The sequence below is a fragment of the Pseudomonas sp. Irchel s3f7 genome (assembly GCF_900187615.1).
Classification (GTDB): domain Bacteria; phylum Pseudomonadota; class Gammaproteobacteria; order Pseudomonadales; family Pseudomonadaceae; genus Aquipseudomonas.
On the sequence record NZ_FYDO01000004.1, the window covers coordinates 128,031 to 146,155 of the forward strand.

The following is an 18,125-nucleotide window of genomic DNA, read 5'->3' on the forward strand; positions in this document are numbered from 1 at the left end:
CACCTGCAAAAACGTCCGACGGCGCTATCGCTCGAACGTCTGGATGGCGTTGTCGTGGTCCCCGTTACCAGCAGATACCTTCCGACTCGTGGTTGCTCGAATGGTCCATGAAGCCCACCAGATCGACGACTTTCTTGCCGGGTGGTACCTGTCGCGCCACGGCATCGAACATCTCGTCGCCGTTACCCAGGACGATGATGTCCGCATCCTCCACTATCTGAGTCAGGTCGGAGCGCAAGAGTGAGGAAACGTGGGGGATCTTCGACTGGATATACTCTTTGTTCGCACCGTGGACACGGGCGTACTCGACGTTGCGATCGAATATCTGCAGGTCATAGCCCTTGCCGATCAACATCTCGGCCAATTCCACCAGCGGGCTTTCGCGCAGATCATCGGTTCCAGCCTTGAAACTCAGGCCAAGCAGGGCGATCCGGCGTTTTCCATAACCGGCAATGAGGTTGAACGCCGTCTGCACCTGCACCGCATTGCTGCGCATGATCGCAGCCAGAAGCGGGTGTTCTACGTCCAGTTGACCGGCACGGTAGGTTAGCGCACGCACATCCTTGGGCAAACATGATCCCCCGAAGGCAAACCCCGGGCGCATGTAATAACGCGACAGGTTCAGCTTATTGTCCAGGCAGACGACGTCCATCACTTCACGCCCATCCACCCCGACAGCCTTGGAGATATTGCCGATCTCGTTGGCGAAGCTCACCTTGATGGCGTGCCAGACGTTGCAGGTGTACTTGATCATTTCCGCCACCTCGATGCTCTTGCGCACGATGGGCGCTTCCAGCTCTTTGTAGAGCGCTTCGAGCATGTCCGCGGTACGTTGGTCGAGTTCACCGATAACAGTCATTGGCGGGTGGTCATAATCCTTTATTGCCGTGCTTTCCCGGAGGAACTCCGGGTTGACGGCAACGCCGAAATCAATCCCCGCCCTCTTGCCCGAACAGCTCTCCAGAAGCGGGATCACCACGTTTTTCACCGTGCCGGGTAGCACCGTACTGCGCACGACCACCGAGTGCCAGGCGCTCTTGCTGCGCAAGGTCTCTCCTATTTCCCGGCATACCGACTCGATATAATTGAGTTCAAGGTCGCCATTCTTCTTGCTTGGCGTGCCAACGCAGATAAACGAGATTTCCGTATCCATGACGACGGACTCTACATCGGTAGCACCTCGCAGGCGCCCCGAACGCGCGCCCAATTCAAGCAAGTGCTCTAGGCCCGGCTCGACAATGGGCGACTTACCCTGATTGATCAGATCGATTTTCACCGCAGAGATATCCGCCCCGACCACGTCATGGCCGCGGGCAGAGAGACAACCAGCGCATACAGCGCCCACGTACCCAAGACCAAAAATGCTAATGCGCATTTGTACCTACTCCTCTCACGCCCCTAACAAAGAGCGGACTCTCGAGCATGGGAAACATGCTTGAAGTTCGCCCGCCACAGCAAGACAGTCAGGTACGGCTCGGTCCTGAGCCCACATTCGAAAGCGTCACGAATGCTGTACGGCATACTTCACATGGGCGCTGTCCCTGTAATTAACGGTGTTGCATCGGGTTAAACTCGACCCTTCAGCAGAAGCAAAGTAAATGCCAACAAAATAAATGCAGCCTATTTGTACAACATCGAAAAAAGTTATCCATAGAAAACAAGCAATTATAAACACCCCCACACCATCAATTTAATTACGCCACTTGACGACAGCACTAAAAAGAAGCAATAGATTTTCATGACGCATTCTAAGCGCGCACAAGAACAATCAAATATCAGCACAAGCAGACAATCTAATTAGATACGCAAGCAATTGATAAACAAGTATATTTATTAACAAACAGAAACACGCCAACATTCAGACGCCAATATAATGATGCGCGACCTGATCGGCTCGCTTATCGACATCGACAATAATCCTGAAATCACCCGTGCATTGAGTTTTCTGCAGTGTCCAGGTCGCTTCAAGAGGCAAACTGACGGAGTCGTCGAAGGACGTGGAGTTGGCAGACGTCAAACGGTCAGGCCCGGCAAAAGGTCTCGCTCTGCGCCTGCGCCATGCGTTGTATCGCAATGAGCAAAGTGCAGCCTCGACATTCAGAAGCGACAACGAAAAACGGATCAACATCAACTGCACGCTTAAGGTCTGGTGACCGACGGAAGAAACCCAAGGCTCATGACCAAGTCACCCGACAGCGACATCCATGTAACAGGATGTCGGTGTCCGGTTTTTCCTGCTGCAAGGGTCACATTGCAGCGCGCCGGCTACTGGCGAACGCACTCGTGCCGAGCCAGCGCCACAAATTTTCCGCATCCTGCACGGCGCCATCTACACGCAGCTCTCGCGACTGAAGAACCTCCTTGGGTGTGCGGTCGCCCGCCCACACCTCGGTCAACGCGCGCACGCTGGAGTCCACGACGAGCGTCAGTTCGCGTCCGGGGTCGTCGCGGCACAGATCTGCCACCCCCTCTTCGACCACCAGCCACCACGCTTGCTCGCCGGAGCGGGCGTCGCGGAACCTGAAGTGGATGATCACCGGCCGGGACGGGAACATCTCGATGCGCGCGAACCGGCGCACGTCCCACATCAACAGGCCCGCATCGAGTTCGTCATCGCGCAGGCGACTGCCGATCCAGCGTGCGCCCCAATGCCCCAGCGCCATGATGATGGGGCGCAAATCCTCGCCCGCCTCGGTCAGGCTGTACTCCCAGACTTTGCCGACGGCCTTGCGATGGACAACGCCGATATCTTCCAGATGGCGCAGCCGCTGCGCCAGCAGACTGGTGGACATCCGGGGTACGCCGCGGTGCAGCTCATTGAAGCGCTTGCTGCCGCAGAGCAATTCGCGAACGACCAACGGTGTCCAGCGCTCACACAACGCTTCAGCACCGCGGGCGACCGTGCAGAACTGACCGTAACTTTCGTCCATCGCCTGTCCTCCGAACCTGCAACGCTTCAGATTCTGCACTAGTCTCGCGACTTCTCCACGCGCACGCTGAAGCCTTCGAAAGCCAACCGCCACAGGAGAACGCCATGACCAAGATAGCCATTATCCAGCGCCCGCCCGTGCTGCTCGATCGCAGCGCGACGATTGCCCGGGCCGTGCAGTCGGTCGCTGAGGCCGCGGCGGCGGGCGCCTCGCTGATCGTTTTGCCCGAACAGTTCATTCCAGGTTACCCGTCATGGATCTGGCGGCTGGCGGCGGGAAGGGACGGGGCTTTAATGGGACAGTTGCATGCGCGGCTGCTGGCCAATGCCGTTGATATCGCGAATGGTGACCTGAGCGAATTGTGCGAGGCCTCCCGGGTTCATGCCGTGACGATCGTGTGCGGCATCAATGAATGCGACCGGCGCCATGGCGGCGGCACGCTCTACAACAGCGTAGTCGTTATCGGCGCGAACGGCGAAGTGCTCAACCGACACCGCAAGCTTATGCCAACGAACCCCGAGCGCATGGTCCATGGTGTCGGTGATGCGTCAGGGTTGCGTACGGTCGATACACCGGTCGGCCGCATTGGTGCGCTAATTTGCTGGGAGAGCTATATGCCGCTGGCACGCTATGCACTGTATGCCCAAGGAGTGGAGATCTACATCGCCCCCACGTACGACAGTGGCGATGACTGGATCTGCACGATGCGCCACATTGCACTTGAAGGCCGTTGCTGGGTGCTCGGCAGTGGCACCTTGCTGCGCGGCAGCGACATCCCCGATGACTTTCCGGCTCGCATGCAAATGTTTCCGGATCCGCAAGAGTGGATCAACGACGGCGACTCGGTGGTGGTCAGCCCCCAAGGCCGGGTCACCGCCGGCCCACTGCACCGGGAGGCAGGCATTCTGTATGCGGACATTGACGTCTCACTCGTGGCCCCCGCGCGACGGGCGCTCGACGTCACCGGGCACTATGCGCGCCCGGACATTTTCGAACTGCAGGTTCGGCGCACGCCGGCGACAGCGGTGCACTACATCGACAAGTGAAACCAGACAACGTTGAGGCGATGCCTCCCATCGGCGGCGGTATCGCGTAATCCCTGATCAAGGAGTCATCTCATGAGCGCTCAAAGGTCCTACACAGGCAGTTGTTTCTGCGGTGCCGTCGAGTTCACCGTCAGCGGGGAGCCCGCCGCGATGGGCTATTGCCATTGCGAGTCGTGTCGGCATTGGTCGGCAGGACCGGTCAATGCCTTCACGCTGTGGAAGCCCGAGGCGGTGCAGGTCACTCGGGGAGCTGACAGCATCGGCACCTACAACAAGACCGAGCAGAGTTACCGCAAATGGTGCAAACATTGCGGAGGCCACCTCTTCACCGAACATCCGGGGATGGGGCTGATTGATGTGTATGCCGCCGTTATCCCGGACCTCGCGTTTTTGCCAGGCGTTCACGTCCACTATCAGGAGACCGTGCTGCACATCAAAGATGGATTGCCCAAGCTCAAAGACGTCCCCAGCGAATTGGGAGGGTCGGGCGTCGGCGTGGAGGAATAGCGCATTATCAATCGGCGTACCTGGCATGAAAAAGAGGGATTTGCTTAAACCCTCAAGACAAATAGCCAAGTGACTGCCCCATCAGATCGAATGGGGTTTGTTTAGAGTGCACTTAGTTGAAAATCAACTAAGTGCGCCGAACATCTACTTATGCACCGAAACAAAATAGGCCTCATACTCAACCCTCGAGTTACTTGAGCAATACGCTCACCGCAGAGCAACTCGATCAAACGCCAGGATCTGGGTATCTACGTGGGTGGGGCCTGTGTGCGGACGCATTACATTGCAACCAGGCGAAACACTTAAGGCGGCAGACGTCCTCGAGTTCTGAGTGCCTGCAGCGCAATCGGCCTGAAGTAACGTAGTAACTTCGGCGTCGAGTGTATCGGCGGCGTTACAACTTATACCAATATAGTTGCAATCGCAGTAGCGTGCCAGTTTTGGCCAGTTCGATTTCAAGCACAATCAAACTGGCCAATACGCGCTCACATCGGCCGCGAGTGCCCGCAACCCCCATGAAGAAACTGTACTCAGCGCAGGAAGACACTCATGCACACCATTCGTAATACGTTGGTGGTAGTGGATTCGCAGCAGTCCAGGGATCTGATCTTGAACAGGGCAAAAATGATTGCCGGCGCTACCCGGTCGCACTTGCATCTGCTGGCGTGCGAAAAGGGAAATCACCACGGTGCCTACCTGAGCGACATACAAGACGAATTGCTACAGGAGGGTTATAGCGTCAGCGCTCAACAAGCCTGGTACGGGAGTTTTCACAAGACCATCATCGCGACCCAACATGAGGAAGGATGTGGTCTGGTGATCAAGCAGCACCTTCCCCAGACGCTGATGAAGTCCTTTCTCACCCCCGACGACTGGAAGTTGTTGCGATACTGCCCCAGCCCGGTACTGATCGTAAAAACCGCCAGACCGTGGACCGGAGGCAACATTCTTGCGGCCATTGATGCCGGTAACGGTGACGTCGAGCACCGCGTGCTGCATTCCGGCATTGTCAGCCACAGTTACGACATCGCCGCACTGGCGGGCGGCACGCTCCACATGATGAGCGCCCATCCCTATCCCCTGTACTCGGCAGCCGACCCCGTGCTCCAACTCAAGGAGAGCATTCAGGCGCTGTATCACGAACTGTGCAAAACCCTCCAGGACGAATTCGACATCAGCGACGACCGCCTGCATATAGAAGAGGGCTCAGCCGACGTGCTGATCCCATACGTCGCGCACAAACTTGAAGCCGCGCTCACGGTGATCGGCAGCGTGGCCCGTACCGGGCTGTCGGGAGCATTGATCGGCAACACCGCCGAGATGATTCTGGACACGCTCGACAGCGACGTACTGGTGCTCAAGCCGGACGACATCATCACTCACCTGGAAGAGCTGGCCGCCCCACCCCACAGCTCACCGGACAATGACGGTAGCGCGATATCCGCTTGGCCGTATAACCATCACAATCATCGACCACACTCGTAGGAGCACGTTAAATGCCTCCCGGAAAATCAATGGCCGTGCCCCCATCAGGCCATTCATGCAGACGCACTTCGTGAGTGCGATCGGCTGTCCATTAGCCGCTTTCGGCGAGCGGAAACACCTAAGACACATTTACTTACAAATGCGACCTTTGCTAAAAACCTGCTTTCTAACTATAGGTGATAGGTTACGCGCCTCGAATGGGCCAAGAGATGCCTAGCCTTAAGATGCGCATCAAATTCCCCAGTATTCCTGCCCTCGGTGCTTACCTTGCACTGACCTCCCTTTTTGCGGCCGCATGGTTCCTCAATCCTGGCCACACGCACTCTTCCTTTGCGTTGATGAATCCAGTGAAGGCCGTGGCCGACCAAGTGGCCAAGCCCATTTATACCAGCCGTTTCGCCTCTTCCGGGCTGGTGGACTTCGTGCATTCTTCGGCGGTAACCGCCCTGCCTGACGGTTCCTTGATGACCGTCTGGTTTGCCGGCTCTCGCGAAGGCGCCGCCGATGTGCAGGTACGTTCCGCCCGTTTCGACGTGAAAACCGGCGAGTGGGGGTCTGAACAAGTCCTGGCGACGCGGGATTCGACCCAACAAGGAACCCAAAGATACATCCGCAAACTGGGCAATCCGGTGATTGCCCTTGCGCCGGATAATCGCCTTTGGTTGTTCTACGTGTCCGTGTCCATGGGCGGCTGGGCCGGCAGTGCGGTCAACGTGATGGTCTCAGACGACTTCGGTGGAAGCTGGTCCGCTCCGCGCCAACTGATCACGTCCCCCTTTCTGAACATCAGCACCCTGGTCCGCTCGGCACCGGTGTTTCATGCCGACGGTTCCATCGGCTTACCGGTCTACCACGAATTTTTGGGCAAGTTTGCCGAGTATCTCTACTTGAGCGCAGACGGGAAAGTGATCGACAAGTACCGCATCAGCCACGGCATGAACTCGTTGCAACCCACGGTGGTCCCGCTGGACGGGCAGCGCGGCATCGCGTTGCTGCGTTATGCCGGCAACACCCATCACCGCGTTCTGGCGACCCGTACTGAAGATGCCGGGCAAACCTGGAGCGAGCCTTATCCGCTCAACCCATCGAATCCGAATTCCTCGCTGGCGGCCGTCGCGACCCCCGAGCACGGACTGCTGGTAGCGCTCAACGACCTGCAAGAGGGGCGTTTCAAGCTGAGCCTTTATGGTACCGACGCAAAAATGGTCGATTGGCGCTCGTTGAGTGATCTGGACAAGTCGCCTGATCCTGAAGGGGACCCGATTTCACCCCAGGTCTACAAGGAAATCATGGGGCATGAGTTCCGCGGTTCCAGTGGTGCGCTACGCCAACCGCTGGAGGCGCAATTCCTGAACAATCTCGACACCCGTGTCTGTACCGTCCGCGGGTGCGAATTCGAATACGAATACCCCTACTTCATCCGCAGTCCCGACGGCATGTATCACCTGGTTTATTCCTGGAACAACACTTTCATCAAACACGTCACCTTCAACGAGGCGTGGCTTTCCGAGCGTCTCAAATGATTAGCCTTTGGCAAGCCCACGTCAGCTTCGCAATGATCACCTTCCTGCTGCTGCCGGCATTTGGCTTGAACAGGGCTTTGCGCATCGCTGTGCTGTTCGCCTTGCTGGCCGTCAGCTTCATTCCCGTGGACGGGTTGTCGCTGGCCACGTATCTGCGTAGCCACATTGATGACCTGGCGATTACCTCAATGGTATTGATGGCGTGGGGCTGCTTGCGACGTCTGGGCGTCCTGCCGCCAGCGCAGCAAAGCAAAACCTGGGTGTTGATCCTGTTCGCCGTGTTGGCCCTGGTGCTGTATCCGGCAACGATGGGGTTGAGTGATCTGGACCCTTATCGGTTCGGCTTCAACCCGCGTCCGATGTTGATTTTCTTCGCACTGCTCACGCTAGGCCTGTTTTACCTGCGCAACCTGCTTGCCGTCGTGATGCTGGCCAGCGCGACCCTCGCCTTCGTCGCCGGGATAAAACCTTCGCAGAACTATTGGGATTACCTGATTGATCCGCTGCTGGGCCTGTATTGCTTCGCGTCACTCCTGATGCTTGTCATGCACTGGATGTATGGTTTGCTGATCAAGCGGCACCGTTCACCGCCGAATCGACCCGCTTGATTCAGCGAGATTCTTAACAGGGGAAACATAGATGGGTTGGCTGCATTCAAGACGTTTGCATTATTGGCTAGGCGCAACGGCGATTCTGTTTGCGCTGTTTGCCCTGTTGCGGGGTGTGTTCTTTTTCGGCTTTTCCGGTTTCGACGCCAATGCCCTGCTCAACGACGATGCCGTCCGGGAAACCTTGGGCATCGGCTTTCGTTTCGATCTGCGCCTGGCCATCCTGGTAGCGTTGCCGCTGGCAATACTGGCCTGGATTCCTCGCTGGAACCTGATCACGAGCCGCTTGCTTCGCCGCATCGCACGCCTGTACATCGTCACCGTCCTGAGCGCACTGCTGCTGATCTACATCATCGATTTCGGGCATTACGCGTACCTGGGCATGCGGATCAACGCCACGGTCCTGCGCTTCCTCGACGATGCACAAATTTCCCGTGACATGGTCTGGCAAACCTACCCGGTGATCTGGATTTCTCTGGGTTGGCTGGTAACCGTCGCGTTGATGACACTGGCCCTGGTACGCCTGGAACGCGTGACCCTCGACCGTCGCCGCAAACCGATTCACCGGCTCTCCGCCCTATGGGGTGGCACCGCGATGGTCATCGTGGTTTTGCTGGGTATTTTGGGTCGTGTCGAGAACATGAACTTTGAGAACCCGGTCCCGTTACGCTGGAGCGATGCCTTCTTCTCGGGCAACAACCAAACAGCCGCGCTGGGCCTGAACCCGGTGATTTTCCTCTACGACACACTCAAAGTCGGTCAGTCCCGCTATGACGAAGCGCAGGTGCGCGAGCACTATTCCGTCATGGCCAACTACCTGAGCGTTGACCAGCCTGATCCGCAGACTCTTAATTTTGTTCGCCACCAGGCACCACAACCCTACAAAGTGCCGGGTTCACGACCGCCGAACGTGATGTTTGTCATGCTTGAATCCCTGGGTACCAGTGCTGTCGGGGCTTACGGCAACCCGATCAATCCGACCCCGAATATCGATCGCCTGGCCACGCAGAGCTGGTTCTTCGAGCACTTCTATGTGCCGGTGACAGGTACTGCAAAAACAGTATGGGCCAGCATTAGCGGGGTCCCGGACGTGACGCGCCAGGAGACTGCGACGCGTAACCCGTTGATCACCCGACAGCACTCCCTGGTCAATGCTTTCACCGGGTACGAGAAGATCTACACCATCGGCGGCAACTCCGGTTGGGCCAATATGAACGCCTTGATCCGGCAAAGCATCGACGGCGTTCGCTTGTACGAAGAGCGGGACTGGAAGTCCCCGGTGGTGGATGTCTGGGGCATTTCCGATCTGGACCTGTTCAAGGAAACCGACCAGATCCTGCAAGCGCTGCCCAAGGACAAACCGTTCTTTGCCTATGTACAGACGGCCGGCAACCATCGCCCTTTCACGATTCCCAAGACCAACGACGGATTCGAGGTCAAGCACCCGACCCTCGAGGAAGTCCAGGCCGCAGGATCGCGCAGTGTCGAGCAATACAATGCCGTGCGCCTGCTGGACTTCAACATCGGACGCTTGATGGAAATCGCCAAGGCCGGCGGTTACTACGACAACACCATTTTCGTGCTGTTTGGCGACCATAACACCCGTATCGCGCAGATCCCTTACCTGGCACCGGCTTATCAGCAACTGGGTCTGGAAAGCAATGCGGTGCCGATGATCATTCACGCCCCGGGTCTGCTCGGGACGCGCAAGGTCGAAGAAGCGGTTGGCCTGGTGGACTTGCTGCCCACCGTGGCAGGCATGGCCGGTCTTGAGTTCCGCAACAGCGGCATGGGCCGTGACATCCAGCAACCCGCGCCCGAGGGTGAACGCGTTGTACCGCTGGTATTGCGCGAGGGAACGTTCCCGTTGATTGCCGGCGTGACTCAACACTACATGGTGCAAATGGAGCACGACGGCAGCTCGCCAACGCTCCACGACCTTGCGTCGAAGACCCCGCTGGACAACGTGGCTCAGCAAAACCCGGAAGAGTTCAAACGTCTGTCGGAGTTGACCCGCGCCATGCATGAAACCTCAAGGTTGATGCTGTATCAGAACGTCCGTCAGTAACCGTCTGTAGCAACCACCGCGCCTATCGTTCGATAGGCGCGGCCCGCCCAACCTCCCCGCCCTTCCCCGCAAAATTCTTTGAAGACCATTGCTTGCACCGAGTTTTTTTCAAACCTCGGAGTCAACCTGTGGCCCCCTATTTTGACATTCACGGGATCACTCGGGATCAGGCAGACGCCAAGTGTTTGTTAAAGTTTCACATTTGCGTTCAATTCGTATTCCGAAACCAGATGCACATGCGTATGATATCGATTCTCAAATAACACAAATTAAATGTGAGTTCGCATGTCCGCCCCCACCCTTCTGTGTTCACAAATCGCCGTTACCCCACGCTCGCCTTTGGCAATGCGCCCTCTGGCCCTGGCAGTACACATGCTTGCGGCCGGTATCGCCATTTCTGCGCCCACGCTGCAAGCGGCGGAACCGACTGAACAGACCGAGAAGGGAAGCTCGGTGGTCCTGAGTCCTATCGCTATCACCGAGACCGCCACCGCTGGGCAAGTCGGCGTTACCGAAGGCACCCACTCTTACACAACGGACGCAGCGCGCACGGCCACGCCGTTGAGCATGTCTTTGCGGGAAACGCCGCAATCGGTCAGCGTCGTCACTCAGCAGCGCATTCAAGACCAGGACCTGAAAACCATCCTCGATGTGGTCAACAATGCCACGGGCGTGTCGGTCAACCGCTACGAGACCAGCCGCGCACAGTTCAACGCCCGTGGCTTTGAGCTCAACTCGCTGATGATCGACGGTGTTCCCACCATCTATGAGCAGCCTTGGAGCTCGGGAGAAATCTTCAGCAGCCTGGCCATGTACGACCGCGTCGAAGTGGTCCGTGGCGCCAACGGATTGATGACCGGCGCCGGCGATCCTTCCGCGTCCATCAACATGGTGCGCAAGCGCGCCTACAGCACGGACCTGAAGGGTTCGGTAGAACTGAGCGCCGGCACATGGGACACCTATGGCGTCGAGGCCGATGTGGCCACGGCACTGAACTCGGAAGGCACTGTGCGTGCGCGATTGGTCGGGGAGACCAACGAGGGCGACACCTGGATCGACATGAACTCGACCAAGCGCCAGACCCTCTACGGCACAATGGATATCGACCTGACGCCCGACACCACGCTGTGGTTCGGCTTGAGCCATCAGGAAAGCAACGCCGACTCGCCGATGTGGGGTGGCCTGCCCGTCTGGTACGCAGACGGTAGCCGGACAAACTGGAGCCGCTCGAAGACGACTTCCGCCAACTGGAGCAAGTGGGACACCACCTACGATACCTACTTCGTCAACCTCGACCACACCTTCGCCAACAACTGGCAACTCAACCTCAGCTACAACCGTGGCGAGCGCACGAGCGACTCTTCCCTGCTGTACCTTTCCGGCAATCCGGGCCAGAACGGCAGTTCCGGCATGTCTTCGTTCCCGGCGACCTACAAGACCGAGACCACCCAGGACGACTACGGCATCCGCGTCAACGGCCCGTTCTCACTGTTGGGCCGTGAACATGAATTGGCCTTCGGTTACGTGGACAGCAAGCAGGAATTCGACGCCGATGCACTCAACGCGCAATCCGGGTTTGGCGGCGTTGCCAACTTCGATGCCTACAACGGCCACTTCCCGGAACCGATCTGGGGCCCACGGTCCGACTACGGCTATAGCGAGACCCGGCAGAAAGGGCTTTACGCCGCCACTCGCTTGAACGTGACCGACGATTTGAAAGTGATTCTTGGCGCGCGTGAGAGCTGGTACGAGAAGACCAGCGACGACATCTACTCGGAAGTGAGCAAGATCGATGTCGATCACGAACTGACCCCTTATGCAGGCGTCGTCTACGACCTCACCGACAACCTCTCGGCCTATGCCAGCTACACCGAAATCTTCCTGCCGCAGTCGGTCCGCGACAGCAGTGGCCAGCAATTGGAGCCGATCGTTGGCGAGAGCAGTGAAATCGGCTTGAAGGGCGAATACTTCGACGGCCGTTTGAACGCTTCCGCGGCGATCTTCCAGATCAAACAGGACAATCTGGGGCAAAGCACCGGCGTGCTGATCGATCCTTCGAACCCCGTCGGCGGTTATGCCTACGAGGCCAGTGAAGGCGCGACCAGCAAAGGCTTCGAGCTGGAAGTGTCCGGCGAACTCGCGACCGACTGGAACGCAACGGTGGGCTACACCCAGTTCACCGCCGAAGATGCCAACGGCGACGACGTCAACACTCTGTACCCGACCAAGTTGCTGCGTACCTTCACCACCTACCGCCTGCCCGGTGCATTCAACAAGCTGACCATTGGCGGCGGGGTTAACTGGCAGGACTCGATTTACACCTACGCCACCAACCCGGCAGGCAACTCCGAGAAAATCCAGCAGGACGCCTACGCCCTGGTCAACTTGATGGCTCGCTACGAGATCACCGAAAACCTGTCGGCTCAGGTCAACGCGGACAACGTCACCGACGAGAAGTACTTCGACATCTTCGATGCCTACGGCGCCCTCACATACGGTGCACCGCGCAGCATTACGGCGTCGGCGAAGTACCGCTTCTAACGCCCCCCACCCAGCGTAAACGATGCAGAAAGCACAACGCCGGCCTTGCGCCGGTGTTGTGCTTTTCGTCGATTGAAATTAGTAGCGCCTGTGAGAATCAGGCGAATCAAAATGTTATAGTATATCAACAAACCACCCGTTCAATCGGGATTGATCTTCCCTGCCAGCGACGTCCGAATGACTACCAACCAACGCCTTTCAACTCAAGCGAAATCAAGCCAGCGACTGTTGTCCATCGATGCCCTCAGGGGCCTGGTCATTCTCTTCATGCTGCTGGACCATGTGCGTGAGACGTTTTTTCTTCATCGCCAGGTCTCTGATCCGATGAACATCGACACCACCGAGCCAGCATTGTTTTTCAGCCGGACCCTGGCCCATCTCTGCGCGCCGGTCTTCGTGCTGCTCACGGGCCTATCCGCTTACCTGTTCGCAGAAAAGCATCAGGGCAAAAACGATGCGTCTGCCTTCCTGTTCAAACGGGGACTGATTCTGGTGCTGCTGGAAATCACCCTCGTGAACTTTGCCTGGACGTTCCAGTTCCCGCCCACCGTGATCTATCTACAGGTGATCTGGGCCATCGGGGTCAGCATGATTGCGCTCGCCGCGCTGGTCTGGCTGCCACGTTCGATTCTGTTTGCGGTCGCCGTGATCATCATTGCCGGGCACAACCTTCTCGACTCATTGCACGTTGCGCAAGGTTCGGCGATGCATGGGGTTTGGGCGATTCTGCATGATCGCGGCTGGATCGAACTCTCGGACACTGTGCGCCTGCGCACGTCGTATCCCGTATTGCCGTGGATCGGGGTGATCGCTTTGGGGTACTGCATCGGGCCATGGTTCAGCGGCACCACGCCCCCTGAACAACGTCGGCGAAAACTTTGGCTGGCGGGCGTCGGTGCCCTGCTCGGTTTCTTCGCACTGCGCTTGCTCAATGGTTATGGTGACGCGCACTGGACGAGTTACGACAGCACCACATTCACCGTGATGAGTTTTTTCAACATCACCAAATACCCGCCTTCCCTGCTCTTCCTCGCCCTGACGCTGGGCATGGGCCTGTTATTGCTCCTGAGTTTCGAGCGCAGCCGCCAGCGTCATGGGATCAGCGTTCTGGCCGTGTTCGGTGCAGCGCCGATGTTCTTTTACATCCTGCACCTGTACGTATTGAAAGTGCTGTACCTGGCCTGCATAGCGATACTCGGGTTGAATCAAGGCAGCTTCTTCGGCTTCGATGGCGTCGGGATGGTTTGGTTGACGGCGGTATCACTCGCCGTGGTGCTTTATTGGCCGGTGCGCTGGTTTGCGGCCCTGAAGGCGCGGCGTCGCGATATCACCTGGCTCAAATACTTCTGATCCGGCGTCAGGGTTTGCTTTGCAGCATGAGCCATCGGCTGCCGGCACGCTCGCCAGCTATCCTTTCTATTCAACCCATAACGCCGGACAGCGAAATGCCCGCCCCCGAAACCACCCTCCTCCAAAGCTGGCAGCGCAACGCCCAGGCCTGGATTGAAGCGATCCGCACCGGGACCATCGCCAGCCGCCAGCAAGTTACCGACCAGGCCATTTTGTGGGCAGTGCTCGGTTGCCAGCCCGAGCGCGTGCTCGACCTGGGATGCGGCGAGGGTTGGCTGTTGCGTGCGCTGGCTGCTCGGGGCATTACGGCGGTCGGCGTGGACGGTGATGCGACACTGGTCCACGCCGCACGGTCAGCAGGTTCTTCGCCGGTCCATCTGGCAAGCTATGAAGCTCTGGTCGAGGCGAAAGTAGACATCGGCCGCGACTACGACCTGATCTGCGCCAACTTCGCCCTGCTGCACCAGGACATCATCCCTTTACTCGCAGCGATGAACGCCCTGCTCGTTCCCGGCGGCACGCTGCTGATCCAGACATTGCATCCATGGACCGCTGCGGCGGGCGACTATCAGGACGGTTGGCGCGAGGAGTCCTTCGCCGCGTTCGAGGGCCAGTGGCAACCGATGCCGTGGTACTTCCGCAGTTTGTCGAGCTGGCTCAATGCGCTGGACATGGCCGGATTCCAACTCACCGCTTTGCAGGAGCCGCAACACCCGCAGAGCCCGGTGCCGCAGTCGTTGCTGCTGAAAGCAACGCGACGGGGCTGACTTCGCAGCCCAACGGGGGCAAGCCCCCTCGCTGCAACCGCTGCCGGAAGCCAATACCCCACGCGCCGATGGTGAAGTCGATGTAGACACCCTGCGCAGCGAGTGGTCGCAACTCAAGGACACCCACGATTTCTTCATGCTGCTCAAGCGCAACGACGTGGCACGTACCCAGGCCCTGCGCCTGGCCGGTCAGGAATGGGCCGAGCCTCTGGCCACCGTCGAGCTGACCCGCATCATCGAAGAAGCGGGCAAGCGTGAAGTGCCGATCATGGTGTTCGGGGGCAACAAGCATTGCATCCAGATTCACTCCGGCCCGGTCAGCAACCTGCGCTGGATGGACACTTGGTTCAACGTGCTCGACCCGATGCTCAACCTGCACCTGAAAACCACGGGGGCGACTGAACTGTGGCGTGTGCGTAAGCCGAGCGTCGATGGCATCATCACCAGCTACGAAGGTTTCGATGCCGAAGGCGAACTGGTCATCCAGTTGTTCGGCGTGCGCAAGCCGGGCATTCCTGAGCGTGACGACTGGCGTGCCCTGGCTGAAACCGCCACCCCTCTGATCGGCTAAGGAATAGTCCCGATGCGTATGAAAACACTGCTGGCCTGTGCCAGCGTGCTCGTCAGCCAGATGGCCGTCGCCGACGCCCTGCCCCAGCGCTGGGTCAGTGCCGGCGGCGCTTTCAGCGAATGGGTGGTCGCCCTCGGTGGCGAAAGCAAACTGGTGGGTGTCGACAGCACCAGCCAGTACCCGCCATCGCTGCGCAGCCTGCCCGGCGTCGGCTACCAGCGTGCGCTGGCGGCCGAAGACATTCTGACCTTGAAACCGGACATCCTGGTGGGCAGCGTCGAAATGGGGCCACCGCCCGTGCTGGAGCAACTCAAAGCAGCCGGCGTGCGCATTGAGTTGCTGTCGGCCAAGGCTGACGTACCCGCCCTTCAACATAACCTGTCCGAGCTCGGGCAACTGCTGGGCAAAGAGGCCGAGGCGCAAGCGTTGATGGGCGGTTACCTGACGCGTCTGCAAACCCAGGCCGACTGGGTCAGACAGGCACAGCAGCAATCCCCGGCACCGCGGGTGTTGATGCTGCTCAGCCATTCCGGCGGCAACCTGCAAGTGGCAGGCAAGGACACATTGGCCGCCTGGATGATCGAACAGGCCGGGGGCAAAAGCCTGGGCGAGCACAACGGCTACAAGCCGGTTTCCAATGAAGCCATGCTGGCGCTTGATCCGCAGGTGATCATCTTCGCCGGTGCTCGTCTGGAAGGCGACGCGGCGGGCAAAGCCCTGCTGGAGCAGAACCCGATCCTGGCACAAACCCGGGCCGGGCGTGACGGCCGGGTGCTGGTGATCGATCCGACGCTGCTGGTTGGCGGCCTGGGTCCACGCGTGCCGGATGCGTTGAACCGTCTCGCCACCGCGTTCTACCCGGACGTCAAAGTGCAGACCGCCGAGATCAGCCAATGACGGCCATTTTTCGGCCGCGTCCGACGTTGATCTGTTTGCTGTTGTTGCTGGTTGTCGTGTTCTGGCTATCCCTGGCCCTCGGGCCGGTCAGCCTGCCGCTGGGCGATACGCTACTGGCCGGAATGCGTCTGCTCGGTTTGCCGCTTGAAGGCGGCGACACGCAACAGGCGGAGCTGATCCTGGGTCAGATCCGCCTGCCGCGCAGTTTGCTCGGCATTGCCGTCGGTTCGGTACTGGCGCTGTCAGGTGTGGCGATGCAGGGGTTGTTTCGCAACCCCTTGGCAGACCCGGGCCTGGTCGGCGTCTCTGGTGGTGCAGCGCTGGGTGCCGCTTTCGCCATTGTCGGCGGCAGCATGCTCGGTGGAATGCCGCCGGCCGTAGAGCCCTATCTGCTGTCGGTCAGTGCCTTTGTCGGTGGCTTGATCGTGACGGCGGTGGTGTATCGCTTCGGTCGTCGCAACGGGCAAACCGACGTCGCCACCATGCTGCTGGCGGGTGTGGCGATGACGGCGATGGCCGGTGCCGGTGTCGGTCTGTTCACCTATCTGGCCGACGATGCGACCTTGCGTACCCTGACGTTCTGGAACCTGGGCAGCCTAAACGGCGCCAGTTATCCGCGGTTGTGGCCGCTGTTGATCGTCACCGTCGGCGTGGCGCTGTGGCTGCCACGTCGTGCGGCGGCACTCAATGCGATGCTGCTGGGCGAGTCGGAAGCCCGTCACCTGGGCTTCGACATCGAGCGGATCAAGATGGAGCTGGTGTTGTGCACAGCCCTGGGTGTGGGTGCCGCCGTCGCGGCTGCCGGGTTGATCGGTTTTATCGGTCTGGTGGTGCCACACCTGATGCGTCTGCTGGTCGGGCCGGATCATCGAGTCTTGTTGCCCGCCTCCTTGCTCGCCGGTGCCAGCCTGTTGCTGCTCGCCGATCTGGCTGCGCGCCTGCTGTTGGCGCCAGCGGAATTGCCGATCGGGATCGTCACGGCACTCATTGGCGCGCCGTTCTTTCTTTACTTGCTGGTACGAGGGCGTTCCTGATGCTGCGGGCAAACAACTTGCTGGTACGCCGGGGCAGCCGCACGGTACTGGCGAACATCGATATCGAATTGCGTCCGGGGGAAGTGCTCGGCGTGCTGGGGCCGAACGGCGCCGGCAAAAGCACCCTGCTCGCGGCCTTGTGCGGTGAATTGGCGGCCAGCGAAGGCAAGGTCAGCCTGGACGAGCGGCCACTCGCCGACTGGCCGGGCCAGGAGCGGGCCAGACGGTTGGCGGTGCTACCGCAAAGTTCAAGCCTGAACTTTGCGTTCACGGTCAACGAAGTGGTCGGCATGGGGCGCCTGCCCTACGCCAGTGGTCGCGTGCGCGATGCCGAAATCGTCGCCGAAGCACTGCGTGCCGCCGACGCTCTGCATCTGGCTGGGCGCAGTTATCTGGCGCTGTCCGGTGGCGAACGCCAACGTGTGCATCTGGCGCGGGTGCTCGCTCAGCTTTGGCCGGGGGCCGAAGGGCAAACCCTGCTGCTCGACGAGCCGACGTCGATGCTTGATCCGCTGCACCAGCACACCATTCTGCAAGCCGTGCGCGACTTCGCCGGACGCGGTGCAGCGGTGCTGGTCATCTTGCACGACCTCAACCTGGCGGCACGTTACTGCGATCACTTGTTGCTGCTGCAACAAGGCCTGCCCCACGCCTACGGCCCACCGGCAGAAGTCCTGACTGCCGAGGCACTGGCCGCGGTGTATGGATTGGAAGTGTTGATTCATCAGCATCCGGAACGCGGCCACCCGTTGATCATTGCGCGCTGATACCCGCCCCCTCCTCTCACAGTCGAGGGGG

14 protein-coding genes and 1 pseudogene are annotated in these 18,125 nt (G+C 59.3%); 13 read left to right on the forward strand and 2 right to left on the reverse strand.

Annotated features, from left to right (window positions below; translation table 11 throughout):
- Positions 1–64: 64 nt before the first annotated feature.
- Both CKW19_RS04765 and CKW19_RS04775 read right to left on the reverse strand, forming a co-directional pair.
- Positions 65–1,375: a nucleotide sugar dehydrogenase gene (locus CKW19_RS04765; protein WP_095056826.1), complete on the reverse strand. Its 1,311-nt coding sequence runs from the start codon at positions 1,373–1,375 to the stop codon at positions 65–67.
- 871 nt (positions 1,376–2,246) lie between these two features.
- A complete protein-coding gene (locus CKW19_RS04775; RefSeq protein WP_095056827.1) occupies positions 2,247–2,930 on the reverse strand; it encodes a helix-turn-helix domain-containing protein in 684 nt (227 codons plus the stop codon).
- Between the two features lie 104 nt (positions 2,931–3,034).
- Here CKW19_RS04775 and CKW19_RS04780 point away from each other — a divergent pair, with 104 nt between their 5' ends.
- The 13 genes and pseudogenes from CKW19_RS04780 (at position 3,035) to CKW19_RS04840 (ending at position 18,094) form a co-directional block, all read left to right on the forward strand.
- A complete protein-coding gene (locus CKW19_RS04780) occupies positions 3,035–3,976 on the forward strand; it encodes a carbon-nitrogen hydrolase family protein (protein WP_095056828.1) in 942 nt (313 codons plus the stop codon).
- Between the two features lie 72 nt (positions 3,977–4,048).
- The gene (locus CKW19_RS04785; RefSeq protein WP_095056829.1) at positions 4,049–4,483 is read left to right on the forward strand and encodes a GFA family protein; all 435 of its coding nucleotides are present in this window, start codon (positions 4,049–4,051) and stop codon (positions 4,481–4,483) included.
- Between the two features lie 549 nt (positions 4,484–5,032).
- Positions 5,033–5,968, forward strand: a complete 936-nt coding sequence (locus CKW19_RS04790) for a universal stress protein (RefSeq protein WP_095056830.1) — start codon at positions 5,033–5,035, stop codon at positions 5,966–5,968.
- Between the two features lie 224 nt (positions 5,969–6,192).
- Complete coding sequence (locus CKW19_RS04795) at positions 6,193–7,491, forward strand: exo-alpha-sialidase (protein ID WP_095056831.1); 1,299 nt, start codon at positions 6,193–6,195, stop codon at positions 7,489–7,491.
- Positions 7,488–8,099, forward strand: a complete 612-nt coding sequence (locus CKW19_RS04800) for a hypothetical protein (protein ID WP_095056832.1) — start codon at positions 7,488–7,490, stop codon at positions 8,097–8,099. Before CKW19_RS04795 ends, CKW19_RS04800 begins: the two co-directional genes overlap by 4 nt.
- Positions 8,100–8,130: 31 nt before the next feature.
- A complete protein-coding gene (locus CKW19_RS04805; protein ID WP_095056833.1) occupies positions 8,131–10,167 on the forward strand; it encodes an LTA synthase family protein in 2,037 nt (678 codons plus the stop codon).
- Between the two features lie 285 nt (positions 10,168–10,452).
- A complete protein-coding gene (locus CKW19_RS04810; protein WP_095056834.1) occupies positions 10,453–12,708 on the forward strand; it encodes a TonB-dependent siderophore receptor in 2,256 nt (751 codons plus the stop codon).
- 177 nt (positions 12,709–12,885) lie between these two features.
- Positions 12,886–14,058, forward strand: a complete 1,173-nt coding sequence (locus CKW19_RS04815; protein WP_095056835.1) for a DUF1624 domain-containing protein — start codon at positions 12,886–12,888, stop codon at positions 14,056–14,058.
- 95 nt (positions 14,059–14,153) lie between these two features.
- Complete coding sequence (locus tag CKW19_RS04820; RefSeq protein ID WP_095056836.1) at positions 14,154–14,825, forward strand: bifunctional 2-polyprenyl-6-hydroxyphenol methylase/3-demethylubiquinol 3-O-methyltransferase UbiG; 672 nt, start codon at positions 14,154–14,156, stop codon at positions 14,823–14,825.
- Between the two features lie 40 nt (positions 14,826–14,865).
- A pseudogene (locus tag CKW19_RS04825) lies at positions 14,866–15,396 on the forward strand (ChuX/HutX family heme-like substrate-binding protein); the annotation flags it as partial.
- Between the two features lie 12 nt (positions 15,397–15,408).
- Positions 15,409–16,293 (forward strand): hemin ABC transporter substrate-binding protein, encoded by an 885-nt coding sequence (locus tag CKW19_RS04830; protein ID WP_095056837.1) that lies wholly within the window; start codon positions 15,409–15,411, stop codon positions 16,291–16,293.
- A complete protein-coding gene (locus tag CKW19_RS04835) occupies positions 16,290–17,327 on the forward strand; it encodes an iron ABC transporter permease (RefSeq protein WP_095056838.1) in 1,038 nt (345 codons plus the stop codon). The genes CKW19_RS04830 and CKW19_RS04835 overlap by 4 nt, the downstream gene beginning before the upstream one ends.
- Complete coding sequence (locus CKW19_RS04840) at positions 17,327–18,094, forward strand: heme ABC transporter ATP-binding protein (RefSeq protein ID WP_095056839.1); 768 nt, start codon at positions 17,327–17,329, stop codon at positions 18,092–18,094. The genes CKW19_RS04835 and CKW19_RS04840 overlap by 1 nt, the downstream gene beginning before the upstream one ends.
- Positions 18,095–18,125: the final 31 nt, after the last annotated feature.